This is a genomic window from Arthrobacter sp. MYb227 (assembly GCF_002975435.1).
Classification (GTDB): Bacteria; Actinomycetota; Actinomycetes; order Actinomycetales; family Micrococcaceae; genus Paeniglutamicibacter.
The window spans coordinates 74,731-101,356 of sequence record NZ_PCPT01000001.1 but is presented as its reverse complement, the minus strand read 5'-3'; the positions used below and the strand labels follow the sequence as shown (position 1 = coordinate 101,356).

The following is a 26,626-nucleotide window of genomic DNA, read 5'->3' as shown; positions in this document are numbered from 1 at the left end:
AAAGGTTCCTACTCGGCAACTGGTTGTGGAGCGCTAGATAGGGCGCGTTCAATCTCGCCCGTCGCGTAGATTGGCATCATTGCATGAACAATGTCGCCTTGCTGAAGGCGGGTTCCGGGTGCCGGAAGCATTCCTTCACCAAAACGCGAAAGATAGGCTACTCGGATCGGAGCGACCGCTTCTAGATCCTCGAGCATGTGCCCATACCAGCCCTCGTGTACGTTGACTTCACCAAGAATCAGTCGGCCAGAAGCCTCGCGAAAATCCCCGTTGAGTGTATGTTCGGGAAGAATACGACGCAGTACCTGGTCGCTGCTCCAGCGCACCGCTGCCACCGTGGGGATGCCTAGGCGTTGGTAAATTTCAGCGCGTCCTGGATCATAAATTCGGGCCACCACGTGCGGGACATGATAGGTTTCGCGGGCTACGCGAGTCGCAAGAATATTTGAGTTATCGCCACTTGATACCGCCGCGAAGGCATAAGCGTTAGAGATTTCTGCGCGTTCAAGGGTCTCGCGGTCGAAACCAACGCCGTGAATCTTGCTTCCAGAAAAGTTCCTGCGCAGCCTGCGGAAGGCACGTTCGTCCTGATCGATGATTGCCACGGTATGCCCGGCATCGTCCAGAGTATGGGCGAGTGTAACCCCAACCCTGCCGCAACCCATGATGACAAAATGCGCCATGCGCCCGTTCCCTTCCACAAAGATGAAACAGCATCGTACGTCCATGCTCGATTTCATGGTGCTGGCCTAGCTGCCAGTGAACTCACGGCTAAGTCTTTCATGGAATTAAACACCGGGGTGTGATTGCTCAACTAAGGATCTTAACGGTGTGGTGTATGACAGGGGAGGGTAAAGCGGGCTAACTTTGGATCGTGCTTTCATTCCTTGACGCGCTTAAGCGGATTCTGGTGGGGCGCCCGTTTAGGACCGAACGTCTAAAACAGGCTCCACTGCGTAAACGCATGGCCCTGCCCATTTTCTCTGCCTCGGCGCTGTCATCTATCGCCTACGCGCCCGATGAAGTGATTCTGACCCTTGCCTTGGCCGGAGTCACTGCAATCAGCATTTCACCGCAGGTGGGGCTGGCAATCATGGTAGTCATGTTTGTCATCATTGCTTCTTATCGGCAATCGGTGAAAGCCTACCCATCGGGACGTGGGGACTACGAAATTGCCTCGGTAAATCTTGGTCCTAGGGCCGGAACCACTGTTGCAGCGGCACTTCTTGTTGACTTTGTCCTCACCGTTGCGGTGTCGATTTCCTCCGCCTCCCACTACGTGATTGCAGCTTTCCCTGCCTTGGCCGGAAAACAAGCCTTGATTGCCACCGCCGGGGTGGTAATTCTGACCGTCTTGAATTTGCGCGGCAGAGGCAGATCGCAACGCTTCAATGCGGCTCCCGTGTACTTATTTATTGGTGCACTATTACTCATGCTTGCCCTCGGTGGCATCTTTGCCATGTTAGGTACCTTGGGTGAATCGCCAAGCGCAGGATTTGAAGTCATGCCTAACCCCGACTACCCGGATGGGCTGACGGGAATTGCTGGAATTTTGCTTGTCCTGCGTGCCTTCTCCACTGGCTCCGCCGCATTGACAGGTGTTGAGGTTCCCATCTCCAATGTTCACACGCTTGCCGCGCCCAAGGCTCGCAACGCAGCATCACTGTTGTTGTGGCTTGGATTGATTGCTGCCGCATTGACGCTTGGAACTATGTATCTGGCCCGGGCAGTCAATGTTCACGTTGTTGAGGATCCACAAACCGGGATGCTGTTCAATGGCGGGCCCATTCCCGGGGACTATATTCAGGACCCGGTGTTGGGCCAGCTCGCTCATGCAATATTTGGTGGGGGATCGATTGGTTTCTTTGCCATTATGTTGCTCACCGTCGGTGTGCTCTTGGTCGCCTCCCATACCGCGTTCAATTCATTCCCCAACCTTGCCTCACACCTGGCAACTGATGGTTATCTACCGCGGCAATTGCGTACTCGCGGGGATCGGTTGGGTTTTTCCAACGGTATTTTGTCATTAGCCTTTGCCGCTATTGCCTTGATCTGGATTTTCAATGCTCACGTTCCAACGCTGATTCAGCTCTACGTTGTCGGGGTGTTTGTTTCCTTCACGCTGAGCCAATTAGGCATGATCAAACACTGGGGACGCGAGCTGGCAATGACACCGGATAAGCGAGTTCGTGCCAAAATTCAGCGCTCCAGGCTGCTCAATCTTGTGGGATTCATCCTCACCGCGGCAGTCTTGGTGATTGTCTTAGGTACCCGGCTGATCCATGGAGCATGGTTGGCCGTGCTAGGTATTGCGGTGCTTTTTTTCCTCATGGATTCTTTACACCGCCACTACGTTGCCGTTGATGATGAGCTCTCCATCGATACCGCTCAATCACCCACCGCGCTGCCGGCACGGGTTCATGCCCTCGTGCTTGTTTCAACGCTACGGAAGCCGGTGCTTAGAGCCGTTGCGTTCGCACGAGCCTCGCGACCCTCTAAGCTTGATGCGATAGTTGTTGATGCGGACTCGGAAAAAACCGAGCAAACCATTGCCGAGTGGGAGCGATTGGGCATTCCGGTGCCTATCACGGTGCTAGCTTCTCCCTATCGGGAAATAGCACCACCGCTGATCGAGTACATCCGTTCCATCAAACGTGATTCACCTCGTGACCTGATAGTCGTTTATATCCCCGAGTATGTGGTTGGCCGCTGGTGGGAACAGCTGGTACACAACCAAACCGCCATGCGCATTAAAAACCGATTGCATTACGAACCGGGTGTTGTGGTGGCCTCGGTGCCATGGCGTCTGGCTTCATCCGACGCTGCGGCGTTTGGCGGAGCCACCGAGTCTGCCTCCCACGGACGAAACCCCAATACTTCACTACCTCCAGCTTCCAAAGCGAAAGATTGATCCCCTCATGAGTACCGAAAACAGTATCCTGCGCGTGCGTCTTGACGCACCAGCCCACGGCGGACACAGCGTCGCCCGCCACGACGGCCGGGTGATTTTTGTACGTCACGGAATCCCCGGGGAAGAAGTCAGCATCGTGCTGCGCGACGCCGGTGAAAAATCACGCTTCTGGCGTGGCGACGTTGTTGAGGTGCACGAGGCTTCCGAGCATCGAGTGCCGCATTTCTGGGCAGCTGCGGATTCGCTGCGATGCGCGGCACGCAATGTGTTGCCCGTGGGCGGTGCAGAATTTGGTCACATGAGCCTTGCACACCAGCGCGAACTCAAGAGCCAGATCTTTAGCGAACAGATGCAACGCTTGGGCAAAATTGATGCTGCCGAGCATGGTTTTACCGGTGTTATAGCACCCGCTGGTGAGTCTGATGATGGACTTGGCTGGCGTACTCGCACGGCCTTCGCCGTTGATGCTAAGGGCCGCTTGGCGATGAGTCCCTTCCGATCTAACGAGCTGATTCCGGTCAAGGACATGCCGCTGGCACACCCTAAGATCAATGAGCTTCAGCTCTGGGATCTGCCGTTGATGGGTATTAGCCGAGTTGAGGTTGCCGTTGGATCGAGCGTCGAGCCAGGGGTGTTGGTGCTCTTCATCGAGGATGGAAGCATCAAGGGCGCAGCTGGGCGCGCGGCAAAGCGTTTGCCGGAGTGGGCCTCTGCCGCCTCGTTGACTCAGGCCGGGGGATCGGCCGCCGATGGACGCGGCGAGCTGACACGCTTGCGCGGGCGGACTTGGCTTTCGGAATCCGTTGCCGGGCACGATTACCGCATTACCGGTGAAGGCTTCTGGCAGATCCACCGTTTGGCTCCGGGCGTGCTTGTCGAGCGTGTCATGGCGCAGCTGAACCCCGGCTACGGAGCACGGGTTGCTGATCTCTATGCGGGAGCGGGGCTCTTTAGTGCACCGCTGGCCAAAGCCGTCGGGGATGACGGAATGGTGCTTTCGATTGAGGGCGCCCCGGGCACCAGTAAGGATGCGCTAAAAAACCTGCGTGAATTCCCGCAGGCAGTCGTGTCGCAGGGGCGTGTCGAAAAGACTTTGACCCGAGAATTGACTGCTCGTAAGGCCAAACTTGATTCGATTGTGCTTGATCCGCCGCGCACCGGTGCCGGTAAGTTTGCTATATCGGCGATGGTGCGATCCGGGGCCAAGAAGATCTCTTATGTTTCGTGCGATCCGGCCTCATTTGCCCGCGACAGCGCAGATCTTACTGCAGCAGGTTTCCGGTTGAACCAGATTGAGGTTTTGGATCTCTATCCACACACCCATCACATGGAAACTATTGGTCTTTTCGAGCGCCACTAGTCGTGGATATGACTCCGGTCATCTCGAAAGTGTCGGGTTGATCGGAGTCTAATCGCGTGCGGGGGATAGACTGTCTATAGCTCTGCCGCGAACCAACGCATAAGAATCTCAGTTAGGGAGTCCTAACTGGATTTTGTGCCCGCGTGCAACGAAGATGAAAATCCGGCGAGAGGAGTCCCAATGAGCAAAGTGGACAGCTTCGGGGCCAAAGGCGTACTGGACGTCGAAGGCAACGAGTATGAAATTTTCCGGCTGAACGCAGTAGAAGGTGCGCAAAGCCTTCCGTACAGCCTTAAGGTTCTTTTGGAGAACCTGCTTCGCACCGAAGATGGTGCGAACATTACTGCAGAGCATGTCAGGGCCATTGGCCAGTGGGATGCGAACGCAGAACCAAACACCGAAATTCAGTTCACCCCGGCACGCGTCATCATGCAGGACTTCACCGGTGTTCCGTGCATCGTTGACCTCGCCACGATGCGCGAAGCCGTCAAGGAACTCGGTGGCGACCCCACCCGCGTGAACCCACTTGCACCTGCCGAAATGGTCATCGACCACTCGGTTCAGATCGATGTTGCCGGCAACGCCGGTGCCCTCGAGCGCAACATGGAGATCGAATACCAGCGCAATGGTGAGCGTTACCAGTTCCTGCGTTGGGGCCAGACCGCATTTGATGACTTCAAGGTAGTCCCACCGGGCACCGGCATCGTGCACCAGGTAAACATTGAGTTCCTGGCTCGCACCGTGATGACCCGCGAAGTTGACGGCGTGCTGCGTGCCTACCCGGACACCTGCGTCGGCACCGACTCCCACACCACCATGGTTAACGGCATGGGCGTGTTGGGTTGGGGCGTTGGCGGCATCGAAGCCGAAGCAGCAATGCTCGGCCAGCCGGTCTCCATGCTGATCCCGCGCGTTGTTGGCTTCAAGCTCAACGGCTCGATCCCAGCCGGCGCTACCGCAACCGACGTCGTGCTGACCATCACCGAAATGCTGCGCAAGCACGGTGTTGTTGGCAAGTTCGTTGAGTTCTACGGCCAGGGTGTTGCCCAGGTTCCGCTGGCAAACCGCGCCACTATTGGTAACATGAGCCCGGAATTCGGTTCCACGGCTGCCATGTTCCCGATCGATGACGTCACCCTTGAATACCTGCGCCTGACCGGCCGTTCCAAGGAAAACGTAGACCTCGTTGAGGCCTACGCCAAGGAACAGGGCATGTGGCACGATCCGAACCGCGAAATCCGTTTCTCCGAATTCCTCGAGCTGGATCTGTCCACGGTTGTTCCGTCGATCGCTGGCCCGAAGCGTCCGCAGGACCGCATCGAGCTCTCGAGCGCCAAGGAACAGTTCCGCAAGGACATCCACAACTACGCAGCAGGTGAAGCCGACGAGCTGAACATTGGTCGCCCGTCGACCTCCGTTGCAGTGACCAAGGCTGATGGTACCGAGTTCTCGATCGATCACGGCCTGGTTTCCATCGCCTCGATCACCTCGTGCACCAACACCTCCAACCCTTCGGTCATGCTTGCCGCAGCACTGCTGGCACGCAAGGCAGTGGAAAAGGGCTTGGTCTCCAAGCCTTGGGTCAAGACCTCGGTAGCCCCGGGTTCCAAGGTCGTTACCGAGTACTACGAAAAGTCCGGCCTGCTGCCGTACCTGGAGAAGCTTGGCTTCTTCGTCGTAGGCTACGGCTGCGCAACCTGCATTGGTAACTCCGGTCCGCTGGATGCCGAGATCTCCGAGGCCATCCAGGCCAACGACCTCGCAGCCACCGCAGTTCTTTCGGGTAACCGTAACTTCGAAGGCCGCATCAACCCGGACGTAAAGATGAACTACCTGGCTTCCCCGCCATTGGTCATCGCTTACGCACTGGCTGGCACCATGGACTTCGACTTCGAAACCGATTCGCTGGGCACCGACACGGACGGCAACGAGGTGTTCCTCAAGGACATCTGGCCGACCCCGACCGAGGTTCAGGCAACCATCGACTCGTCGATCGACGAGGGCATGTTTGCCAAGGGTTACGAAGGCGTCTTCGACGGCGACGATCGCTGGAAGGCGCTCGACACTCCGGCAGGCAACACGTTCGAATGGGCCGAGGATTCGACCTACGTTCGTAAGCCCCCATACTTTGAAGGTATGACCGCTACCCCGGCTCCGGTTGAGGATATCTCCGGCGCACGCGTGTTGCTCAAGCTCGGCGATTCGGTCACCACTGACCACATCTCCCCGGCTGGCTCCTTCAAATCGGACACCCCGGCCGGTCAGTACCTGATCGCCAACGGTGTGGCTCGCAAGGACTTCAACTCCTACGGCTCACGTCGTGGTAACCACGAGGTCATGATTCGCGGTACCTTCGCGAATATCCGCATCAAGAACGAACTCCTGGACGGCGTCGAGGGTGGCTTCACCCGCGACTTCACCCAGGAAGGTGCACCGCAGGCCTACGTCTACGATGCGGCACAGAACTACAAGGAAGCCGGCACCCCGCTGGTTGTCCTGGGTGGTAAGGAATACGGTTCGGGTTCATCGCGTGACTGGGCAGCCAAGGGCACCGCATTGCTGGGCGTCAAGGCAGTCATCACCGAGTCCTTCGAGCGTATCCACCGCTCGAACCTGATCGGCATGGGCGTTCTTCCGCTGCAGTTCCCTGTAGGCGAAAACGCCGAGACCCTGGGCCTGACCGGCACCGAAACCTTCGCAGTCGAGGGCGTGACCGAACTCAACAACGGCACCACCCCCAAGACCCTGAAGGTCACGGCCGTGGGGCAAGACGGCAAGACCGTCTCCTTCGATGCGGTTCTGCGCATCGATACCCCGGGTGAAGCAGATTACTACCGTAACGGTGGCATTCTGCAGTACGTTCTGCGTCAGATCTCCGCAAACTAATTAGTTAGCGCTAGATTTACGCACGCAAGGGCGGTTAGTTGGGAATTTTCCCAGCTAACCGCCCTTGCGGCATTTTAACCCCCGCTGGAGTTATCGTAAGTAGAGATAGTGCTTCACGCTGGCTCCACGCGAAAGGATTCTGCACATGGGTGGATTAGATAACTGGCATTGGATCATTCTCGCAAATATCGTGATTGTTGCAGGACTGATTTTCCTTACGTATTGGTATTTTGTCGGTTCCCGCAAGCGTGCCCGACGCAAGCAACAGGAACAAGCCTCACGAAACGGTGATTCTCTCGAATAAGTCTCAGGACCCTAGACCATCAATTGTTCAGTTGGATAGTGCGGATTCTGCTTATTGGTTGCAGGACCGGCTTGCGACGAATTTTGGGGAACCGAATACGTTTGTGCCGCGTGGCTTTGAAGCCTACGCTCGCATCTTGCACCCTATCGAGCGCGATAGACCTCAACCACCGGAAACATGGGAAACAATTTTTCTGGCCGAACCCATGGAGTTTGAACGAGAGCTAGTTTCTTGGAAAACCGTTGCGGCAGCCGAAGGCAAACGGATCCAAAAATTCACACAGAGCTCTTCGCTGAGCCTCGCCGACCCGCAAACATCAACCCAAGAATGGTTCGACAGTGTCGGTTGGCGCTACAGTCAAACCATTGAGGGCGACCTCGAAGGTGGCACCCTTGCCCGTGTTGCTGCCGTCTTGGCGAACCATACGAGCACTCCATATCAAGGCGTGGCCGCCATTTGGGAAGGCTGGGGCGCGGGCACCCCAGTCCGCTATTCTTCGGCCAGACCCGCTCTCTGGGGAAGCGTCGTGGCTCGCGGTGCGGAAGCTGCGCGGAACCTCAAACAAATACTCAACGGTTCACAAGCAAGACTAGAGCTACCCGGGCGCAGCCATAGGCTTTTTGCAGCGGGTGTGCTTGAGTTTGCAGACCTTGATTGGATGGCCCATGCGCCCTGGGGAGAAAGTGAAGAATATGCGCAATCGCCAAGTATTTTGTGGCCCCAGGATCACACGTGGGTGCTAGTTACCGAAGTCGACTACGATTCAACGATCATTGCCGGCAGCATGCAGCTTATCGACGCTCTGTTGGTGACTGACGGCCTTGAAGTCTTTGAAGTTGGTAGTGATATTGAAGAACGGCTCCGGATCTATCCAGATCAGGAGCCGTCAGACGTGGGGGAGTAAATACGCTTACTTGCCGCCTAGTTCGCTTTCAAGGGTTTGCACGCGTGCGGCAATATCGTCACGCAAAAATTCCATGCGTTCGCGATCGGTACTTAGCTCTGCCGGTGCATCCGCCGGAATCCAACGTTCCATGTTTACGCCATCAAGCTCAGGAACCTGTGCCTCACCGACAATTATCACGCGATCGGCCGCGCGTAGCGCTTCCTCGGTGAGTGCGGTGGGAACCTCGGATCGCATGTCGGCTCCGCCCGCGGCCACAACATCGGCAGCAAGTTCATTAATTTGGAATGCGGGAATGAGGCCCGCCGATTGAACCTGTGCATTCTGACCAACAGCTTGACGGAAAAGCGCAGCAGCAATTTGGGACTTACCGCCATTGGTGTTGCAGACAAATAGAACAGTTGGCTTGTGATCGTTTGAAGAGCTCATGATTGTGCCATCACTTTGAGACGTAGAAGGGGGAAAATACTGGGCAGAGTTATACCTGCACTCATATTGATCTTAGGGGAATCTGATGGTGAAAAGCTCTGCGGGCGTAGCGTTCAGCTCTATACAGATGGCCGTCAGCGTCGTGAAGCGCACGGCCTTTGCCTTGTTTGTTTTGAGGATTGAAAGATTCGCCATGGTAATTCCGGTGCGTCTTGACAGCTCCGTTAATGTCATTCCTCGATCAGCTAGGACTTCTCCCAAGTGACATTCGATCAGGTGTTCTTCAGTTGGCGTGGTGTCCGGCTGAACCTTAGGGGAGCTAGACAACTCCTTCAACCTCGATTTCTAGCCGTGCTCCCGAACGGAACGCGATGGCCAATGCCGCCGAGATAACTCCGAGCAACATGAGGAGGATGGGCCACTGCGGAGAATTGACGACCAGAATCATGTACTCGGCACCTAACTCGAAGTTGCCATTCTCGTCTGGGAACCCCTCGGCGCCCATGAGGCTTTGTCCAGCAACCGTATCAAGAATGCCTTCGATCGTTCCGCCAATCACGAGTACAAAGCCCAGAATCTTCCAATTTCGAACGACTTTCTTATCGAAGGGCTGTCCGTGGGCAATTTTACGGATAATGCCTGCAACGAAAATAGCCGACAGAAGAACCGTCAAGGTATTTGTCACTGTGGGAGTAGCGCAAAGGGCGCGAATCAAGCTAGGAACGTCCGTAAGATAACCATCGGCATCAAACCGAACGTCAGCCCGCAGTACCTGGGGAAGCGCGGTAATCGGCATCCTTGTATCGGGCTCCCAAAAGAAGAAAATGAAGCGTCCGGTAAGGGTAATGCTCAACTGGATAAGGTTGGCGAGGATGGCGCCACCGGCAACGATCCACACGGCGACCAGCGCAATATTTGTGGATTTGGTGCTTGTTCTAAAATCTGCAACACGGATGCTCATCAGAGACTCCTTATTGAAGTTCGATATTATCGATAAACAATAATTCTCTCTGTTGGTTTAAACAACCCTTAGGGTCAAATTTGAGTACTCTACTTTTGTGCGGGTGCGAAGACGACGCTCACTATTTTCATCCTTAGGTACCGATTTCCTCATAGGGGTGCCCAGCGCCACGGTGGTCTGTGCCGCTAAGCGGCCGGGAACCTAGTTCAGAGCGGTAAGATTGAACGGGTATTTGCCATCTCGAAAGGACCGCCTCCGTGTCATTGCTTCAGACCATTACCGAACCACGCGACCTGCAGGGTTTGACCATGGTCGAAATGCGCCAATTGGCCGAAGAAATCCGGACGTTCCTGATTGATAACGTCGCTCGCACCGGTGGGCATCTGGGCCCCAACCTTGGCGTGGTGGAACTGACCTTAGGCATTCACCGAATTTTTGATTCACCACGAGACTCGATCATCTTTGACACCGGACACCAGTCGTATGTTCACAAGCTGGTCACCGGGCGCCAAAACTTTGAAACACTGCGCAAGCAGGGCGGACTATCCGGATATCCGGAACGTGCAGAATCCGTTCACGATATCGTCGAATCCTCACATGCATCGTCCTCGTTGTCTTGGGCCGACGGAATCTCACGCGCCCGTAAGCTGACCGGTGAAAACGATCGCCACGTGGTGGCTCTCGTTGGTGACGGTGCACTCACCGGTGGCATGGCTTGGGAAGCAGTCAACAACATTGCGGCCGACAAAGATCGCAAGGTTGTCATTGTGGTCAATGACAATGGCCGTTCCTATGCACCAACTATTGGCGGACTAGCCGACCAGCTTGCTGGCCTGCGCCAACAGCTTGATAAGTTCCGTACGCTGCCCGTGTATGAAACCACCATGGACAAGCTCAAATCCAAGCTGCAAGAGTCGGGTGCCGTTGGACAATTTGCCTACAAATCACTGCATGCCACGAAGAAGGGCGTAAAGGATTGGTGGGCACCCCAGGGACTCTTTGAAGACTTGGGGATGAAGTACATCGGCCCCATTGACGGCCACAGCCAAGAAGCCGTTGAAGAAGCGTTACAGCAGGCCAAAAAATTTGGTGGTCCGGTGCTGGTGCACGTGCTCACCGAGAAGGGCCGTGGTTATGCACCGGCTCGGGCCAATGAAGCCGATCAGTTCCATGCCGTTGGTGTCATTGATCCGCAAACTGGAGAACCTGTTCAGAAAGCTTCGGCACGATCCTGGACCAGTGTCTTTGGCGAAGAAATCGCCGATATCGCCGATGAACGCAAGGACATTGTCGCAATCACCGGTGCCATGCTGCAGCCCGTGGGTCTCAAGACAATGTCCGAACGCCACCCCGAGCGAGTATTGGACGTTGGCATTGCCGAGCAGCATGCAATGACTTCCGCGGCAGGTCTTGCCTTTGGTGGACTGCACCCGGTGGTCTGCATTTATGCAACCTTCCTGAACCGCGCCTTTGATCAGCTTCTGATGGACGTTGCCCTGCATAAGGCAGGAGTCACAGTCGTCCTTGACCGAGCCGGAGTCACCGGCCCGGACGGGCCTAGCCACCACGGCATGTGGGACATGGCCTTAATGCAGATCATTCCTAACGTGCATTTGGCAGCTCCGCGCGATGCCGTGCGCTTGCGCGAAGAGCTGCGTGAGGCCGTGGCCATCAGCGATGCGCCAAGCGTTGTACGCTTCTCCAAGGGAGAAGTTGGACCGGAGATCGTTGCGCTGCAGCGTTTGCACGATGGCGTCGATGTTCTGGCCAAGCTTGGCGCCGGTGAAGAACGCGACGTACTGATCGTTTCGGTCGGTGCAATGAGCGAGTTGTGCCTCGATGTTGCAAGTCGCCTGAATGCCCAAGGCATTACGGTCACTGTTGTAGATCCGCGCTGGGTCTTGCCGGTCCCGCGCTCAATCATTGGTTTAGCCGCACGCCACCGCATCGTTGTATGTGTCGAAGACGGAGTACGCGCCGGCGGTGTCGGTTCACGGATCCGCCAAGAAATGCGAGCAGCCGGCGTTGATACGGCATTGAACGAAGTAGGGCTGCCCACCGAATTTTTGGCGCACGGTAGCCGTACCGAAGTCATGGATCGTGTGGGCCTGAGCGCCGCCCAGATCGCCAATGACACCCTTGCGCAGGTCTTGGGAACCAAGGTTCCCTTCGCCCGGCCATTACCGGGCCAAGACCTGCCGACCGGACAGATTCCGCAACTGTGAAGGCCGCCCCGGTGATCCCCTCGAATCTGCCGCGCGAACCCTTCGGAGCTCAGCGCGGCGACATGGTGGTGGCCCGTGCCTGGAAATACGATGGCCAGGCGCATTGGGTGGTCCCCGGACGTTACCTAGGCGCTGATGAGCACGGGCACTGGATCTATCAACCGGCGGGGTCTCTTGTATCGCGACCCGGGCACGGGCATTTGGCGCAAACAGATGCCTTATGTCTGATACCCCGAAGCGGATATTGGGTAGGAACGTTTTATGATGACCCATCCGAAGACTACAGAATTTATCTGGATCTAGCCGCACAAATTGGTTGGCGAGAATTAGCTCGCGGCGGCTGGGAAGTTAATTCAATAGACATGGATCTTGATGTCATTGAATCCCGATCCCGCGGAGTCTTCCTAGACGACGAGGATGAATTCGCCCAGCACACCGAATCAATGCATTACCCCAAGACACTGGTCAGCGCATTGCGCAACCAAGCAACTTTTCTACTGAACTTGGTAGGTCAAGGGCAAGCCCCTTTCGACCAGACCATGAACAGTTGGTTTACCCGCGGCCGCGCCGCATCCACCGACGCAAGATCCCGCTAAAGGAGCAACACCACATGTCGATAGTCCGAACTTACCGCCGTGACGAAGAAGGTACCCTGTACTTCCGCGAAGCCTGGTACGCCCAGTACGAGGGCGAAGAAGTAGGCCAGTTCGTTGTTAACCACGGAACCGTCGGCCACCAATCCAAGACCGAGACCGCTAAAGACGTCAGCGTAGCTACCGCAGATGGGCTGCTCGATGCCTTTATGGAGCAGTGTGCCGAAGATGGCTACAAGACGCTAAACACAGACGAGCAGAGTTGGGTCATTGTTCAGTACGCATTGAAGACCACCGAAGGTACCGACCGCGACAAGTACCTCGAGGCAACGGCCAAGGAAGCACTGACTGGTCACCTAGCGTGGCGTGGACTGGGAACCGTCGAGTCCTCGGATTATGCACCGCGCAAGCTCAATATTCGTATTCTGTCACCGGAGCCAAAGAAAGCAGTGGCTGCCGTAAAAACTTGCCTGCGCGAGGCAAAGCTTGATTTCACTAAGCTCTCCATTGCCACCGCAGCTTTTGATGATGTTGAGACGCTGAAGCAGGCATACCCGTTGCCGGCCAAGGCACCCTTCACCCTCAACTAAGGCGATACTCCCGCATGACCGCAAAAGTTGATGACGTACCCGTTGCACGCTCCAAGATGTTTCGCCTGCTGTCCTATGCGGGTCAGATTCTTGGTGGCGGGATCATTGGGCTTGGTAGCTACAAGCTGATTGCCCTGCCACCGGAACAAATCGCGTTGATCGGTACCTTGATCACGCTGGTCACTTGGCTTAGCGAAGAAGCCCTGACACTACCACCTCGTGAAACGAAGCTTGGGGGAATCGTGCATGGAGCAATGCGTATCATCTCGTTCGTTGGGTTTGTACTTGCCTTGATTTCGCTCATTGAACTTAACAAGGGCTAGTGCCGCCTACCTGCAGAACCTAACTTCTGCCCGGTGACGCAATCATGCCTCACCGGGCAGAAGCATCTTGGCTATAGCCGTTCTTCTGCAGCATGCAGCAAAGAAGTCCGCACAAGTCTCACGCCCACGGGAGTGATGTAATACGAGATCGCAGGGTCTCTACTCCCGGACCAATCAGACGGTCGACGAATATTTCGCGGCCTGCCATGGCCATGACGAGGTCCATGGTGCTGCCGGATACCACTGGACCGGTTCCCGTGGTGAAGGTTCCGTCGGTGGATTCCAAGCGCAGCCCGGTGCTGTTCTTTTTGCTGGGCACGGCAAAGTCCTTGGCCGCGTAGAACCGCGCAACGGCCGTGCGCGCATCAATGCTGGGTTGACGTTCCAGCCCCAGTGGCACCCGGATGTCTTGGGCATGGACAATCACTTCGCCGAGCCATGCCTCGGTTGCTCCGAATGGTGCCACCTGGCTGGGAATGATCTGCGTGAATCGCTGCAGGGTTTCGTGGGGGGAGCTGCCAAGGTGTTCGTCAAGCCGTCTGCGGTTGTGAAGGTCAAAATCAAAGCGTGCACCGGCAACGCTGGTGAACCAGCGAAACGGTCCGATGCTTGCCGCGGCACTGAGATGGGCAAGGGTCTGTTGGATCGTCCAATTGGTGCACAGTGATTGCAGGTTCCATTGCGCATTGCTAATGCCTGCGAGGTCTTCGGCTAGGCCCGTGCGTTCGGCTTGGATCATGGACCATAGCTGGTCTCGGGTGCGGCTCATGAATGGTTGGCTCCTGTAGGGCACCGGGTTACGGATAAAGCTTCTTGGTGCTAAAGCCTAGCAAGCTGACCTTGAAGGTTTCACTGGCAAGCAGTAAATAAGAACCGCGGGGCACCCCACCATGTGGTGGAGTGCCCCGCGGTAGGAGAAGCATCAAGTTAATGACGCTAATCGGTGATTCTTAGTCGGTGCCCGAATCGAATGCGGCGCGCTCAAGCGAGCGGTCCTGTGCTAATTCGGCTGCGTCAACGGCTTCGGCATCGACGATGTCCAAGGCTCCACCGGCTTCAAGCTTGCCAACAAGCTCGACGGTCTTGCTGCCCAACAACCCCTGATTGCCGTACTGCTCAAGACGTGCACGGGAATCGGCAATGTCAAGGTTGCGCATGGTCAGCTGGCCAATGCGGTCCAGCGGACCAAAGGCCGAGTCGCCAACGCGCTCCATGGACAGCTTGTCCGGGTGGTAGCTAAGGTTCGGGCCCACGGTGTCCAGTACCGTGTAATCGTCGCCGCGGCGCAAGCGCAGGCTGACGGTACCGGTAACGGCCGAGCCGACCCAGCGTTGCAGTGATTCGCGCAGCATCAGGGCCTGCGGGTCCAACCAGCGGCCTTCGTACATTAGACGGCCCAAGCGGCGGCCTTCTGCGTGGTAGTTGGCCACCGTGTCTTCGTTGTGGATCGCGTTGAGCAGGCGCTCATAGGCGATGTGCAGCAGAGCCATGGCCGGTGCTTCGTAGATACCGCGGGACTTGGCTTCGATGATACGGTTTTCGATCTGGTCGCTCATACCTAGACCATGACGGCCACCAATCTTGTTGGCTTCGTCAACGAGAGCCACCGGGTTGGCGAACTCGATGCCATTGATGGCAACCGGGCGGCCAGCTTCGAAGGTGATCGATACATCTTCGGTCTTGATTTCGACCGACTCATCCCAATAACGCACGCCCATGATTGGTTCTACTGCCTCAAGGGAGGTGTTGAGCAGTTCAAGGGTCTTGGCCTCGTGGGTTGCACCCCAGATGTTGGCGTCGGTCGAGTAAGCCTTTTCGGCCGAGTCACGGTATGGGAAGTTGCGTTCAACGAGCCATTCGCTCATTTCCGAGCGACCACCGAGTTCCTGGACGAAGGCCGGGTCAAGCCATGGCTTGTAGATGCGCAGCTTTGGGTTGGACAGCAAGCCATAGCGGTAGAAGCGCTCGATGTCGTTGCCCTTGTAGGTCGAACCGTCGCCCCACACATCAACGCCATCTTCACGCATGGCGCGCACCAGCAGGGTGCCGGTGACTGCGCGGCCCAGCGGGGTGGTGTTGAAGTAGGACTTGCCACCGGAGCGAATGTGGAAGGCGCCGCAGGCAAGGGCTACGAGGCCTTCTTCAACCAATGCGGGCTTGCAGTCGACAAGACGTGCTGCTTCGGCGCCGTATTCCAGGGCGCGGCCCGGAACTGCATCAATGTTTGGTTCGTCGTACTGACCTAGGTCACCGGTGTACGTGTAAGGGATCGCACCCTTTTCACGCATCCAGGCAACGGCAACTGATGTATCGAGGCCACCGGAGAACGCGATACCTACGCGTTCGCCAACGGGCAGGGAGGTGAGAACTTTAGACATAGTCACCATCCTATAGCGTCAAAGATGCAATCCAACGCCCAGATGAAGGCCGCAAAGAGACATACTGCGCCAACGTTGCCAGCACGTGATTGAATTTTCTTGGCACTGCGTTGCCCGGTTCCTACCGAGCACCCGCCGTGAGAAGCGCTCAATGCATAATTATTAGAGAGGCTGAATCCTTATGAATTCAGTGGAATATCGACGTTTGGGCAATTCTGGGCTCACAATTTCCGCGGTGGGTTTGGGATGCAACAACCTTGGGCGAGCCGGTACGGCCACCGAAACTCAAGAGGGAGCAGACGCGGTTATTCATGCATCACTTGAGTCGGGAATCACATTTTTTGATGTGGCGGACGTGTATGGAAGAGAACCTGGGCTCTCCGAAATCATGCTCGGCAAGGCCTTAGGCTCCCGACGTGATGAGGTTGTTATCGGCACCAAGTTCGGAATGGACATGGTAGGGGCGAACGGAAACGACTTCGACGCCCGCGGCTCACGTGGCTACATTATTCGTGCCGTGGAGGCTTCGCTACGGAGGCTCGGCACGGACTATATTGATCTTTACCAATTCCACACACCCGATCAGCGCACTCCGATTGCCGAAACCCTGGCTGCGCTCGATGATTTGGTCCAAGCCGGAAAGGTTCGCTATATCGGTCACTCCAATCGGTCGGGGTGGCAAATAGCCGATGCGGAGTTCACTGCGCGCATGCAGGGTGGGGAACGGTTTATCTCCTCGCAAAATCATTACAATCTTCTGGACCGCCGAGCCGAACTTGAGGTATGTCCAGCTGCCGAAGCCTATGGGCTCGGATTACTTCCTTATTTCCCACTAGCCAATGGATTGCTGACCGGTAAATATTCGGACGGCGTGGCTCCGGAAGGCAGCAGGCTGACCCACGCTCGTACACATCTGATGCATCAGGTTGACTATGGTCAGCTTCGCGAATTCTCCGAATTTGCCGTGGCTAGAGATTTGACAGAACTTCAGGTGGCTTTCTCCTGGTTGGCAGCTCAGCCGAGTGTCTCGAGTGTGATTGCTGGAGCAACTCGGCCCGAACAGGTCCGCGAGAATGCCCAAGCCATCGCCTGGAAACCAAGTGTGGAAGAACTTTCCGAACTCGACGTTATTTTTCCCAAGACGCCTAAAGTTGCCTTGTTCTGATGAATAACACCTCGAAAACTGGGCGTTGTCCTATTTTCGCTGGTTTTGTTCCCCGACGCGGTGCCTAAACACCGCTCGACGGGAAGGCTTCTGGATAAGCTGAGAAATCAAGCCAATGCTAAGTAGTTCTTGGGGGATGCATGCCTGCGCCAAGTTTTGAGCGCTGGGAAGTTTTAGTCCGTAATAATAAACGTGCTGGGGTACGTTATCGGACCATCACTTCTCATACACTTTTAACTCGACTCATCGTTGATGATGAGCAACGTCCGTATCTGGCCGAGTCCCGAGTCCACCTCGAACCGGAACCTGGAAGCTGGGAGCTATCCTGGTTTCAGGACAATGGAATGCCTTACCCGCAATTAATGCGCCGAAAGTTGCAACAATTGCCCGTTGACTCAATGCCAAGCTCAGCCGACTACTTGATGATGTTGCGGGCCATCAAAAACCCGGAAAAGGAAGTCACCTATCTTAGGCTGACCGAGGCTGCGGTATATGCGCCGGATGTATTCGACGCTGCCAAGACCAAACCCAACGCGCGTATTATCCGAGTTGGAAAGGAGACCTTGCAGATTCCGCAGGGTCTACCCATTCTCGCCCAGAGATTTGAAGTGCGGGTCGATGGGATGTTAGTTGTCACGCACTGGGTAGGTGCCGACCAAGATATCGTTGCGTCTCAATGGGGCGCCGACCTGAGAAGTTACAAGTACTCGGCAATTTCCAGTAGTGCCGAATGGTATTCGCTTGCTGGCCTCGAAGCAGGAGCCCATGATTTTCTGACCTCTGGGTTTGGCTGCCAGCTCTAGAAGAAACACAAGCAAGTCGGTGCGCCCGCCCAGCGGAGAATCGCACCGATATACGTGGCTATCGTTCAGGACTACTGCTGATGGTAGCCGCGTGTGGTATCCGCGAGAGTGCCTTGAGCGGTAAGCGTTGCAATGAAATCATGGCTAGTTGCTGGAGTCGAGAACATTGGATAGTTGAAGCGAACCGCCGATTCGCCTTCTTCGATGCTTGTGGCGGCCACGGCATCGGTAATTGTCACAACCTCATAACCACGTTCGTATGCTGTGCGCATGGTTGACTCCACACAACAATTAGTCAGGAATCCGGCAAGGGCAACCTTCGTGATGCCCTTAGAACGCAAGATGAAATCAAGATTTGTGCTGCCAAATGCATCGAGTCCGCGTTTGCCCTCGACGACTATGTCGGATTCGACGGGCGCGAAGCGCTCATCGATCTCGGCTCCCCACTGGCCCTTAACAAAAGCCGTGGCATCCACAACGCCCTTCAGAATTCCATAAGGGTGTGAGGAAATTTCGTGATAACCAGGTGCGAAGCTAATCGGTGAATGGATAATGGATAATGGTTGCGCCAGACTCACGTGCAGCAGCCAAGAGTTTTGCGGCATTTTCCAATGTCGAGTTGGCGTTATTAGAATCGCTGACCGCTTCGTGTAGAACACCGCCCGGCGATGTGAAGTCGTTCTGGAATTCGATAAAGACTACGGCTGTTGATGCATTGGACATGAAACCGACTCCCTGATGATCAATGGCTGCCATAATGTGGCATCACCTGTGAATCTAGCGCGGAAGGTGGAGCCGAGGGAAGAGTTAAGCGCGCTGGACCCGGTCAGTAGTCGGTATGTGACAAATGATCATGCCCTGCGAGCCATCGGTAAAGAAAAAGAACCCCCTCATCAAGGGGGCCACTACAAACACGCCTCGGGTAAAGTCTTGGCGAGTGATGAGGGGGTAAAAGCAGACTAAACGTACAAAAGTACGTCTTGGCCCTTGATAGCAGCGGCTATGCGTTCGAGCGCACCGCGCGCAGGACCCGCGACGGCTTTGCCATCCGCTGGCTGGAAGTATGAGCCGTGGCAAGCGCAATAGAAGTCATCGCCCTGGGGTGCTTTCGTGGTTACTGCGCATCCTTGATGGGTACAGATATTTGTGTACGCCAACACGGTCTTCTCATTGGGGCGGAAAAGCAGGAATCCAGCATCTTTGGTCTTACCGTCGGCGTTGGTACGGGGAGCTGTCACCGCTAGACGAGTACCAACAGCAAGCTCGGCAAGTGTCGTCACAACGGTTCCTTCGCCTACCGGCTCAGGTGGTGCCGAAGGCTCATTGTTTGGTGCGGCCGATGAACCATCACCACACGCTACCAAGGCAACGGCTGCACCTGCAGCCACTGTGGTTCCAACAAAAGCTCGGCGGGTCTGGGAAGAAGGCAAACTCATGTTTCCCATCTTCCCATGTACGCACGCAGGTGACGATTCGTGAAACCGCGGACGTGATCACGCTCTCAAAGATAGATTTTGACCTTATCGCCCTCAATGCTCGTTGCATAACGCGTCAAAGCCTTGGGTGCCGGTCCCTGCGTGACTGATCCGTCAAGCTTCGAGTATTCGGATCCATGGCAGGGGCAAATGAAATTCTTGCTATCCCCGGTACCGACTTTGCACCCCTGATGAGTGCACACCGAAGTGTAAGCAAGCACTGTGCCCTCATCCGGCCGGTAGAGCAAATAGTTGTGTCCATTAATGTCAACCGAGGCGGTGCCTGACACGGGGAGGGCACTAAGCGTCGTCGCGTCATAGGCAGTACCGGTGCCTGAGGGTAAGGCGCTTGCGGACTTATCGCCCCCGCCACACGCCGCCAGTGTTACTACGGCTCCAGCGGCTAAGGAAGACCCCAAAACACCTCTACGGGTAGGTAGCAGCGTTAGATTCTGTTTCATATGCACAGTGTCGCGCACTAATAGCCCAAGGTATAGACCTAGGGACTCGTAACTCGATAAGTAGTGGGCACGCCTTCTGTAGAATGCGCGCCCACCAGAGGTCAGATAAGAACGAACTTAATGCGCATGAAACTTCTTTCCGTTGACGCGTTCGGATGCCCCTACCTGATCCAGGTAGGGAGTAATACCGCCCAGATGCATCGGCCAGCCGGCTCCCATGATCATGCACAGGTCAACATCCTCGGGAGCCGCAACAACCCCTTCATCTAGCATTAGCCCGATTTCTTGGGCCAAGGCGTCTTGAGTGCGGACTAGCAGTTCCTCAGAAGTGCTGGGGCTTGTGCCGAATTGCAGCAAGTTTAAAGTGGTAGTGGGAATTTCTTGCCCACCGTCGGAGGTTGCTGCCCACAAAGACTTGATGCCGTGGTCAATGAGTGTCTGCTGATTTTTTGAGACATGGAACCGGTCTCCGAATGCTGCATTCAGGGACTCGGAAACATGCTGTGCCACAGGGATTCCAACCATGGCAAGTAACGTAAACGGGGTCATGGGCAGCCCCATGGGGCGTAATGAGAGATCTGCGACTTTTGCATCGGTTCCCTCATCAAAAGCATGTGCGATTTCACCCATGAGGCGAAGCAGGACCCTGTTGACAACAAAGGCAGCGGCATCCTTGACCAGCACACTGGTCTTTCGCAAGGTCTTGCCCAGCGCAAATGCCGTAGCAAGTGCCACGTCGGTGGTTTTCTCGGTGCGCACAATTTCAAGCAGTGGCATTTGGGCCACGGGATTAAAGAAGTGGAAACCAACGAGTCGTTCGGGATGCCTTAGATCCTTGCCCATTTCGGTAACCGAAAGTGAGGAAGTGTTGGTGGCAAGGATGCATTCGGGCGAGACCACCGCCTCGACCTCGGCAAAGACCTGCTTCTTGACCCCGAGTTCTTCAAATACCGCTTCAATGACAAAGTCAGCATCCGCGAAAGCTTCCTTGGTGACGGATCCAGTGACAAGAGCCTTGGTACGGTTGGCCGCGTCTTGTGAGATGCGGCCCTTGGCAAGCTGCTTGTCTACTTCACCGTGGATGTAGGTGATTCCATGATCGACCCGCGTTTGATCGATATCGGTAATGATCACCGGAACTTTGAGATTCTTGGCAAAGAGCAGTGCTAATTGTCCGGCCATCAGGCCGGCCCCAACAACACCGACCTTGGTTACGGGCCTGGCAAGCTTCTTATCAGGTGCTCCGGCCGGGCGTTTGGAACGCTTCTGAACCAGATCCAGGAAGGCATACACGGTGTTGTGGAACGCATGAGTTTGCATGAGTTCGGTGAGCGCAGCAATTTCGAGTGCAGCAGATTCCTGCTGCGAAATTGAGGCTCCAGCCTCAAAGACTTCGAGTACCTTGGCCGGGGCCGGAGCCGCATACGACGTCTTTGCTTCGATGAAGGCACTTGCCTTGGCCGCGGCTGCCATCCAGCGTGCTGTAACTTCTGGGTTTCCGTTGGGTTCCACGGCGTGTGGACGGGCAACCTCTACACCGCCGAGTACCGCGTCGGCCCACAGTAGGGACTGCTCTACAAAGTCTGCTGGCTCAAACAGTGCATCGGCGATTCCAGCTTTGAATGCACTTGGCCCATTCAGGGAGCGGTTGTTGTTGAGTGGGTTTTCAATCATTACCGTCAGGGCGGTCTCTGGGCCGGTAAGCCGTGGGAGTCGGTAGACGCCGCCCCACCCGGGAATTAACCCAATGAAGGCCTCCGGAAGCCCAATACCGTTGGCTCCGCTGGAAATAGTGCGGTAGGAACACGCAAGGGCAATTTCCAATCCACCACCGAGCGCAACGCCATTGATGAAGGCGAAGGTTGGAACCCCCAGATCCGCAAGCAGGTCATAGCAGGCATGACCCATGGTGGCCATGGCGGCTCCGTGCTCCGCAGATGCAAGATTTTTGACGCCGTTAAGGTCCGCACCGGCAACCAAGAAGTATGGTTTACCAGTCAGTGCAAGGGCATGAATTTCGCCAGCCGCGGCCCGTGCCCGTTGGGCTGTAAGGACCGCATGTAATTCCAGCATGGTATTGGGCCCCAAAGTCGTTGGTTTGGAGTGGTCAAACCCGTTGTCCAACGTCAGCATCGCGATCTTCTTGCCACTGGGCAGCAACACGTCTTCGATGAGCGAATGGGTGAGAACCTCATCGGGAACGAGAGAAGCGAGAGAAGCGAAATTTTCAATGGTGCTTGAGCTCATGGCCTTAAGCATCCTTTCCGAAGTCTGTGTGGTGCGGGTTTTCCCAGATCACGGTGCCGCCCATGCCCAAACCAATACACATGGTGGTCAGCCCGTAACGAACCGAAGGATCTGCCTCGAATTGTCTGGCTAACTGCGTCATCAGACGCACCCCGGAAGAGGCAAGTGGGTGCCCAACGGCGATGGCACCTCCATAGCGGTTCACCCGGGGATCTTCCTGGTCAATGCCGAAGTGGTCGAGGAACGAAAGCACTTGGACGGCAAAAGCTTCATTGATTTCAAAGAGACCAATATCTTCGATTCCCAGACCGGCCTGAGCCAATGCCTTCTCGGTTGAGGGCACTGGCCCAATGCCCATGACCTGTGGTTCGACACCCGCGTAAGCGTATGAGACTAGGCGCATCTTGACGGACAGACCCAGCTCCTGGGCTGCTTCTGAACTGGCCAAGAGTGCCGCGGTGGCTCCATCATTGAGTCCCGCAGCATTTCCTGCGGTGACTCGCCCGTGAGCGCGGAAGGGCGTGCGCAGCTCGGCAAGTGATTCCATGGTGGTGCCGGGCCTCGGCGGCTCATCGGTGGTGTGTAGCGTCCAGCCTTCTGCGGGTCGACGTGCGGCCACGGGCACCAAATCTGGCTGAATATTTCCTTCGTCATAGGCCGCAGCAAGCTTCTGTTGGGAAGCTACTGCGTAGCGGTCGGCACGCTCTTTGGTAATTTCGGGAAAGCGATCGTGTAGGTTTTCCGCTGTGTTGCCCATGTTTAGGGCCGCGGGATCTACTATGCGTTCGGAGAGGAATCGGGGGTTTGGATCTGCGCCGGCTCCCATGGGGTGGTTTCCCATGTGTTCAACGCCGCCGGCAATCACCACGTCGTAGGCGCCAAAGGCGATCGAGCCCGCCGTTGCGGTGACCGCTGTCATGGCTCCAGCGCACATGCGGTCAATGGCGAATCCGGGGACCGATTGGGGTAGGCCTGCTAGTAGGGCGGCAGTGCGTCCAATGGTTAAACCCTGATCGCCAGTTTGGGTGGTTGCTGCGATTGCTACCTCATCAATGCGTGAAGCAGGAAGTGAGGGATTACGGCGCATGAGATCACGGATGCATTTGACGATTAGATCATCGGCCCGGGTGCCATGGTAGATGCCCTTGTCTCCGGCCTTGCCAAAAGGTGTGCGGACTCCGTCGACGAAAACTACGTCGCGTACCTGCCGTGCCGCGTTGCGCGTGGTTACTGACTGGGGGCTCACCGGTGCTCCTTGCGATTGCTGGGTGGAATGTGATCCACTCCATAGGCTACTGGTCGGTAACTTAGAGTGCAAGTGTGGGGGCTTTTCCTCGGTGTCGGGAGATGAAAAAACCGGCAGCGACACGCTATCTCCACAAAATTTGGGGAAGTAGGATGTCGCCGCCGGTGAGCGGTATCTAGCGGCCTTCAAGCTCATCTGGGTCAAGAAGGGCCACGGTTATGACCGGGGCAAGAGCATCGATTTGCCATTGTCGGGCACCTAACTCAGCGAGTGCTTGAGCTACCGAATCCGGATCAATCTCCGACGGGGGACGCCAGCAAATGCGACGCAAATAATCCGGGGTCAGCAGATTCTCTAGGGGAATATTCATCGACTCGGAAATCCGGGAGATCCTAGCGCGTGCGGTCTGTAGTCGCGCGGCCGCCAGCGGATCCTTATCTGCCCAGACGCGCGGTGGCGGCGGAGCATTTGAGGGAACCTGATTTGGCGGTAGTTCCTTGGCAAAACGAGCGTCTTGCAACGCCTTGAGCCAGCGTGGGGCATCCTTGGATGCCGAGCGGCCGTGGAATCCCTTGGTTTTGAGTAGTGCCGGAACGCTTGTTGGCATGGCCTTAGCTGCGGCAATGAGCGCGGAATCGGGAATCAGCCGCCCGGGTGCAACATCGCGGCTTTTGGCCAATGCTTCACGGGCTTCCCAGAGATTCTTTACCGCAGCAAGCGTACGGCGCTCTCGAATCTGATGTAGTCCCGATGTTCGGCGCCAGGGGTCAACGCGTGGTGGTGCCGGGGGAGCGGTACGTACTGCCTCAAACTCCTGCTCGGCAATCTCGATCTTCTGATCGGCCTCAAGGATCTTGATCAATTCAAGGCGCAGCACATCGAGAACTTCAACATCCAGCGCGGCATAACGTAGCCATGGTTCCGGAAGCGGACGGGTGGACCAGTCGGCAGCCGAGTGCTCCTTAGCAAGCTTTAAACCCAACAGCGATTCAACTGCCGGTCCTAAACCTACACGTGGTAGTCCGGCAATTCGTGCCGCGAGTTCTGTGTCAAAGAGTACTGAGGGTGCCATCCCAAGCTCGGCAAGACAAGGCAGGTCTTGGGACGCTGCATGCAAGATCCAGATTTCATCGCCGATGGCCTCTTGGATTTCATCAAGATTTTCAAAGGGAACTGGGTCAATAAGCCAGGTTCCAGAACCTTCGCGGCGTATTTGTACCAAGAACGCACGTTGACCATAGCGGAACCCGGAAGCACGTTCGGCATCAACCGAAACCGGGCCGGTGCCCGCGGCAATTGCGCGTGCGGCACGCTTGAGTGCGGGTAGCGTGGCGATGACCTCTGGAACCCCGTCACGCGGCATATCCAGCAAGACGGGTTCGGCAACTTCCTGGGCAACGGTGCCATCTGCCACAGTTGCATCGGAAGTATTGGAAAGGACTGGGTCTGGCGCGCCTGAGCGCTGTGCGTGTTCGGTACGGGTCATGATGTTTCCAATTCTAGTACCGAAGTCAGGTCCTGCGGATATGTATCACGTGCGGGCGTGGTTGAATGCGAATTAGGACAATCTACGGTACGGCAGTGCCGTAACTCCCTGGGGCAATGGAGGTAGCCCGGCAAAGGTGCAGACCATGTCCGCCCACGCTTGAAGGTGTTTGGAAATATTTTCATCTCCTGGCGTCCACGAGGCACGTAATTCAATATCAATGGTGTCTGTGCGATCGGCAAGAGTCCCATAGCTTTCCGAAAGCACGCGCGTTGCGGTGCCGCCCGCTTGCCGATATTCGGCTCCCGACTGATCCAACGCATCAACCAGCCACGTCCATGCCACCGAACCGAGCATTGCATCATTGCCCATTTCGGATTCCATACGGGCTCGAATATAGGTAACGATACGGAAGGTGCCATCCCAGAGGGAAGAGCCCGCTGGATCATGCAAAAGCACGAAGCGACCGGTCGCTAATTCCTCGCCGAGGGACGTGCTTTGTGGCTCGCTCGCTGCCTTGGTGCTGCTCAATCGGCGCGGTAGACGTTCATGTACGTCTGCGGCTAGTGCCAGCGCATAGGGGGCTAGTCGGGCCGGCGCTGGAATTTCCTCGAGGCGCAATTCACTACGGCAGTTGGTGCGGCGCACCGCTGCCAGCGCATCGAGGAATGCGGGCGGTACTGCTGATATTGGTCCATGTGAACTCACATGGTGAGTCTAAAGTGCCACGAGCGTTTGGTGGCTCAAGGCACGCCGGGAACGAGTTTCTTCTCCAGCCCGGGATGCCTTGAGCCGGTAAGCAGCGAAGCTTAAAGCGCGGCCATTTCTTCCTTTAGTGCCACAACAAAGGCCTCAACGTCTGCCTCGGTGGTGTCAAAGGAACACATCCACCTCACCTGTCCGGCCGCTCGATCCCAATCGTAGAAACGGAATCGTTCGCGCAGGGCATCGGCGGCAGCGTTGGGCAACGCGGCAAATACTCCGTTGGCTTCGGTGGGGTAGACAAGCTCAACACCTGGAACCAATGCCACCGCGGAGCTGAGTTTCGCGGCCATTGTATTTGCGTGAGTTGCCGAGCTGAGCCACAACTCCGTGCCATAGAGGGCCAGCAGCTGGGCGGAAATGAAACGCATTTTCGAAGCCAGCTGCATATTCATTTTGCGCAGATACTTCATGGAATCTGCAATGTTTGGAGAGAGCACAACAATTCCCTCGCCAAACATGATCCCGTTCTTGGTGCCACCCAGGGATAAGATATCGATTCCCACCTCTGTGCTCATCTCGCCCAGGCTGACGCCTAAGGCAGCGGCCGCGTTGGCGATGCGGGCACCATCCATGTGCACACGCATGCCCTTGGCGTGGGCGTGTGAGGTAATGGCCCGCAGTTCATCAAGGGTGTAGAGAGTGCCAAGTTCTGTTGATTGGGTCAACGAAACGGCAAGTGGCTGGGCCCGGTGTTCATCGCCCCAACCCCAGGCTTGCTGATCGATGAGCTCTGGGGTGAGTTTGCCGTCCGGAGTGTCAACGGAGAGAAGCTTCATCCCACCAATACGTTCGGGTGCACCGTTTTCATCCACGTTGATATGTGCGGTACTGGCGCAGATCACTGCCCCCCAGCGTGGTAGTAGGGACTGCAGGGCAGTGACGTTTGCACCCGTGCCGTTAAAGACCGGGAAAATGGTTGCCTCGGCACCAAAATGTCCCTTAATGACTGCTTCGAGTTGTTGTGTGTATTGGTCTTCGCCGTAAGAGACTTGATGCCCGCCATTGGCATTTGTCAGGGCCTCGAGTACTTCCGGGTGAACCCCCGAGTAATTATCTGAAGCAAAGCCGCGTACCGAAGAATCGTGAAGTGGTGAAGTCACGGGTGTTGAGTCCT

General features: G+C 56.2%; 26 protein-coding genes. 11 read left to right on the top strand and 15 right to left on the bottom strand.

Going from position 1 to position 26,626, the window contains the following annotated elements:
* Positions 1 to 8 precede the first annotated feature (8 nt).
* Positions 9 to 683 (bottom strand): TrkA family potassium uptake protein, encoded by a 675-nt coding sequence (locus CQ018_RS00515; protein ID WP_105548032.1) that lies wholly within the window; start codon positions 681 to 683, stop codon positions 9 to 11.
* A gap of 191 nt (positions 684 to 874) precedes the next feature.
* Between CQ018_RS00515 and CQ018_RS00510 the strand changes: the two genes are divergently transcribed.
* The 5 genes from CQ018_RS00510 (at position 875) to CQ018_RS00495 (ending at position 8,365) form a co-directional block, all read left to right on the top strand.
* Positions 875 to 2,911: an APC family permease gene (locus CQ018_RS00510; RefSeq protein WP_105548031.1), complete on the top strand. Its 2,037-nt coding sequence runs from the start codon at positions 875 to 877 to the stop codon at positions 2,909 to 2,911.
* 7 nt (positions 2,912 to 2,918) lie between these two features.
* Positions 2,919 to 4,271 carry a class I SAM-dependent RNA methyltransferase gene (locus tag CQ018_RS00505; protein ID WP_105548030.1) on the top strand — a complete coding sequence of 451 codons (1,353 nt, stop codon included), beginning with the start codon at positions 2,919 to 2,921 and terminating at the stop codon, positions 4,269 to 4,271.
* 180 nt (positions 4,272 to 4,451) lie between these two features.
* On the top strand, positions 4,452 to 7,157 hold the full coding sequence (gene acnA, locus CQ018_RS00500; RefSeq protein ID WP_105548029.1) for an aconitate hydratase AcnA: 2,706 nt from the start codon (positions 4,452 to 4,454) through the stop codon (positions 7,155 to 7,157).
* 145 nt (positions 7,158 to 7,302) lie between these two features.
* The gene (locus tag CQ018_RS19965; RefSeq protein ID WP_181149672.1) at positions 7,303 to 7,461 is read left to right on the top strand and encodes a hypothetical protein; all 159 of its coding nucleotides are present in this window, start codon (positions 7,303 to 7,305) and stop codon (positions 7,459 to 7,461) included.
* 205 nt (positions 7,462 to 7,666) lie between these two features.
* Entirely contained in the window at positions 7,667 to 8,365 is a 699-nt protein-coding gene (locus CQ018_RS00495; RefSeq protein ID WP_146111784.1) for a hypothetical protein, read from the top strand.
* Between the two features lie 6 nt (positions 8,366 to 8,371).
* Here CQ018_RS00495 and CQ018_RS00490 read toward each other — a convergent pair whose 3' ends face one another.
* From CQ018_RS00490 to CQ018_RS00480, 3 genes are all read right to left on the bottom strand, one after another.
* Positions 8,372 to 8,794 carry a low molecular weight phosphatase family protein gene (locus tag CQ018_RS00490; protein ID WP_105548027.1) on the bottom strand — a complete coding sequence of 141 codons (423 nt, stop codon included), beginning with the start codon at positions 8,792 to 8,794 and terminating at the stop codon, positions 8,372 to 8,374.
* 72 nt (positions 8,795 to 8,866) lie between these two features.
* A complete protein-coding gene (locus CQ018_RS20395) occupies positions 8,867 to 9,055 on the bottom strand; it encodes a helix-turn-helix transcriptional regulator (RefSeq protein ID WP_308728957.1) in 189 nt (62 codons plus the stop codon).
* A gap of 58 nt (positions 9,056 to 9,113) precedes the next feature.
* Complete coding sequence (locus tag CQ018_RS00480; protein WP_105548026.1) at positions 9,114 to 9,755, bottom strand: hypothetical protein; 642 nt, start codon at positions 9,753 to 9,755, stop codon at positions 9,114 to 9,116.
* Positions 9,756 to 10,012: 257 nt separating this feature from the next.
* On the opposite strand from CQ018_RS00480, the gene dxs reads away from it, so the two are divergent.
* From dxs to CQ018_RS00460, 4 genes are read left to right on the top strand one after another with little or no spacing between them, the layout of a single operon-like run.
* A complete protein-coding gene (gene dxs / locus CQ018_RS00475) occupies positions 10,013 to 11,980 on the top strand; it encodes a 1-deoxy-D-xylulose-5-phosphate synthase (RefSeq protein WP_105548025.1) in 1,968 nt (655 codons plus the stop codon).
* 11 nt (positions 11,981 to 11,991) lie between these two features.
* Complete coding sequence (locus tag CQ018_RS00470) at positions 11,992 to 12,576, top strand: YgaC family protein (RefSeq protein ID WP_258142346.1); 585 nt, start codon at positions 11,992 to 11,994, stop codon at positions 12,574 to 12,576.
* Positions 12,577 to 12,590: 14 nt separating this feature from the next.
* A complete protein-coding gene (locus tag CQ018_RS00465) occupies positions 12,591 to 13,163 on the top strand; it encodes a hypothetical protein (protein WP_105548024.1) in 573 nt (190 codons plus the stop codon).
* A 14-nt stretch (positions 13,164 to 13,177) separates the two neighbouring features.
* The gene (locus tag CQ018_RS00460) at positions 13,178 to 13,486 is read left to right on the top strand and encodes a hypothetical protein (protein ID WP_105548023.1); all 309 of its coding nucleotides are present in this window, start codon (positions 13,178 to 13,180) and stop codon (positions 13,484 to 13,486) included.
* A gap of 118 nt (positions 13,487 to 13,604) precedes the next feature.
* On the opposite strand, the gene CQ018_RS00455 is transcribed toward CQ018_RS00460, so the two are convergent.
* Positions 13,605 to 14,255, bottom strand: a complete 651-nt coding sequence (locus tag CQ018_RS00455; RefSeq protein ID WP_105548022.1) for a maleylpyruvate isomerase family mycothiol-dependent enzyme — start codon at positions 14,253 to 14,255, stop codon at positions 13,605 to 13,607.
* A gap of 181 nt (positions 14,256 to 14,436) precedes the next feature.
* Positions 14,437 to 15,864, bottom strand: coding sequence for an argininosuccinate synthase (argG, locus tag CQ018_RS00450; RefSeq protein ID WP_105548021.1), 1,428 nt, complete (start codon positions 15,862 to 15,864; stop codon positions 14,437 to 14,439).
* A 181-nt stretch (positions 15,865 to 16,045) separates the two neighbouring features.
* Here argG and CQ018_RS00445 point away from each other — a divergent pair, with 181 nt between their 5' ends.
* Positions 16,046 to 17,029: an aldo/keto reductase gene (locus CQ018_RS00445; protein ID WP_105548020.1), complete on the top strand. Its 984-nt coding sequence runs from the start codon at positions 16,046 to 16,048 to the stop codon at positions 17,027 to 17,029.
* A gap of 140 nt (positions 17,030 to 17,169) precedes the next feature.
* Complete coding sequence (locus CQ018_RS00440; RefSeq protein ID WP_146111783.1) at positions 17,170 to 17,832, top strand: hypothetical protein; 663 nt, start codon at positions 17,170 to 17,172, stop codon at positions 17,830 to 17,832.
* A gap of 71 nt (positions 17,833 to 17,903) precedes the next feature.
* On the opposite strand, the gene CQ018_RS00435 is transcribed toward CQ018_RS00440, so the two are convergent.
* The 9 genes from CQ018_RS00435 to CQ018_RS00395 all read right to left on the bottom strand — a co-directional run bounded on the left by CQ018_RS00435 (position 17,904) and on the right by CQ018_RS00395 (position 26,612).
* Positions 17,904 to 18,437, bottom strand: a complete 534-nt coding sequence (locus CQ018_RS00435) for a cysteine hydrolase family protein (RefSeq protein ID WP_374954167.1) — start codon at positions 18,435 to 18,437, stop codon at positions 17,904 to 17,906.
* Positions 18,367 to 18,555, bottom strand: coding sequence for an isochorismatase family protein (locus CQ018_RS20185; protein WP_219843975.1), 189 nt, complete (start codon positions 18,553 to 18,555; stop codon positions 18,367 to 18,369). The genes CQ018_RS00435 and CQ018_RS20185 overlap by 71 nt, the downstream gene beginning before the upstream one ends.
* Before the next feature lie 236 nt (positions 18,556 to 18,791).
* Positions 18,792 to 19,268 (bottom strand): Rieske (2Fe-2S) protein, encoded by a 477-nt coding sequence (locus tag CQ018_RS00425; protein WP_181149671.1) that lies wholly within the window; start codon positions 19,266 to 19,268, stop codon positions 18,792 to 18,794.
* 65 nt (positions 19,269 to 19,333) lie between these two features.
* Positions 19,334 to 19,768 carry a ubiquinol-cytochrome c reductase iron-sulfur subunit gene (locus CQ018_RS00420; protein WP_146111782.1) on the bottom strand — a complete coding sequence of 145 codons (435 nt, stop codon included), beginning with the start codon at positions 19,766 to 19,768 and terminating at the stop codon, positions 19,334 to 19,336.
* 117 nt (positions 19,769 to 19,885) lie between these two features.
* Complete coding sequence (locus tag CQ018_RS00415) at positions 19,886 to 22,015, bottom strand: 3-hydroxyacyl-CoA dehydrogenase NAD-binding domain-containing protein (RefSeq protein WP_105548015.1); 2,130 nt, start codon at positions 22,013 to 22,015, stop codon at positions 19,886 to 19,888.
* Positions 22,016 to 22,019: 4 nt separating this feature from the next.
* A complete protein-coding gene (locus CQ018_RS00410) occupies positions 22,020 to 23,261 on the bottom strand; it encodes a thiolase family protein (protein WP_105548014.1) in 1,242 nt (413 codons plus the stop codon).
* A 175-nt stretch (positions 23,262 to 23,436) separates the two neighbouring features.
* Positions 23,437 to 24,747, bottom strand: a complete 1,311-nt coding sequence (locus CQ018_RS00405; protein ID WP_105548013.1) for an HRDC domain-containing protein — start codon at positions 24,745 to 24,747, stop codon at positions 23,437 to 23,439.
* Positions 24,748 to 24,819: 72 nt separating this feature from the next.
* Positions 24,820 to 25,455 carry a DUF3000 domain-containing protein gene (locus CQ018_RS00400; protein ID WP_105548012.1) on the bottom strand — a complete coding sequence of 212 codons (636 nt, stop codon included), beginning with the start codon at positions 25,453 to 25,455 and terminating at the stop codon, positions 24,820 to 24,822.
* 101 nt (positions 25,456 to 25,556) lie between these two features.
* The gene (locus CQ018_RS00395; protein ID WP_105548011.1) at positions 25,557 to 26,612 is read right to left on the bottom strand and encodes a low specificity L-threonine aldolase; all 1,056 of its coding nucleotides are present in this window, start codon (positions 26,610 to 26,612) and stop codon (positions 25,557 to 25,559) included.
* Between the last annotated feature and the right edge of the window lie 14 nt (positions 26,613 to 26,626).

Excerpts from the sequence above, each read along its gene's own strand:
- CQ018_RS00515 (WP_105548032.1), bottom strand. The coding sequence starts at position 683 with ATGGCGCATTTTGTCATCATGGGTTGCGGCAGGGTTGGGGTTACACTC.
- CQ018_RS00505 (WP_105548030.1), top strand. The coding sequence starts at position 2,919 with ATGAGTACCGAAAACAGTATCCTGCGCGTGCGTCTTGACGCACCAGCC.
- acnA (WP_105548029.1), top strand. The coding sequence starts at position 4,452 with ATGAGCAAAGTGGACAGCTTCGGGGCCAAAGGCGTACTGGACGTCGAA.
- CQ018_RS19965 (WP_181149672.1), top strand. The coding sequence starts at position 7,303 with ATGGGTGGATTAGATAACTGGCATTGGATCATTCTCGCAAATATCGTG.
- CQ018_RS00495 (WP_146111784.1), top strand. The coding sequence starts at position 7,667 with ATGGAGTTTGAACGAGAGCTAGTTTCTTGGAAAACCGTTGCGGCAGCC.
- CQ018_RS00490 (WP_105548027.1), bottom strand. The coding sequence starts at position 8,794 with ATGAGCTCTTCAAACGATCACAAGCCAACTGTTCTATTTGTCTGCAAC.
- CQ018_RS00480 (WP_105548026.1), bottom strand. The coding sequence starts at position 9,755 with ATGAGCATCCGTGTTGCAGATTTTAGAACAAGCACCAAATCCACAAAT.
- CQ018_RS00465 (WP_105548024.1), top strand. The coding sequence starts at position 12,591 with ATGTCGATAGTCCGAACTTACCGCCGTGACGAAGAAGGTACCCTGTAC.
- CQ018_RS00460 (WP_105548023.1), top strand. The coding sequence starts at position 13,178 with ATGACCGCAAAAGTTGATGACGTACCCGTTGCACGCTCCAAGATGTTT.
- CQ018_RS00455 (WP_105548022.1), bottom strand. The coding sequence starts at position 14,255 with ATGAGCCGCACCCGAGACCAGCTATGGTCCATGATCCAAGCCGAACGC.
- argG (WP_105548021.1), bottom strand. The coding sequence starts at position 15,864 with ATGTCTAAAGTTCTCACCTCCCTGCCCGTTGGCGAACGCGTAGGTATC.
- CQ018_RS00445 (WP_105548020.1), top strand. The coding sequence starts at position 16,046 with ATGAATTCAGTGGAATATCGACGTTTGGGCAATTCTGGGCTCACAATT.
- CQ018_RS00440 (WP_146111783.1), top strand. The coding sequence starts at position 17,170 with ATGCCTGCGCCAAGTTTTGAGCGCTGGGAAGTTTTAGTCCGTAATAAT.
- CQ018_RS00435 (WP_374954167.1), bottom strand. The coding sequence starts at position 18,437 with ATGCCGCAAAACTCTTGGCTGCTGCACGTGAGTCTGGCGCAACCATTA.
- CQ018_RS20185 (WP_219843975.1), bottom strand. The coding sequence starts at position 18,555 with ATGTCCAATGCATCAACAGCCGTAGTCTTTATCGAATTCCAGAACGAC.
- CQ018_RS00425 (WP_181149671.1), bottom strand. The coding sequence starts at position 19,268 with ATGAGTTTGCCTTCTTCCCAGACCCGCCGAGCTTTTGTTGGAACCACA.
- CQ018_RS00420 (WP_146111782.1), bottom strand. The coding sequence starts at position 19,768 with ATGAAACAGAATCTAACGCTGCTACCTACCCGTAGAGGTGTTTTGGGG.
- CQ018_RS00415 (WP_105548015.1), bottom strand. The coding sequence starts at position 22,015 with ATGAGCTCAAGCACCATTGAAAATTTCGCTTCTCTCGCTTCTCTCGTT.
- CQ018_RS00405 (WP_105548013.1), bottom strand. The coding sequence starts at position 24,747 with ATGACCCGTACCGAACACGCACAGCGCTCAGGCGCGCCAGACCCAGTC.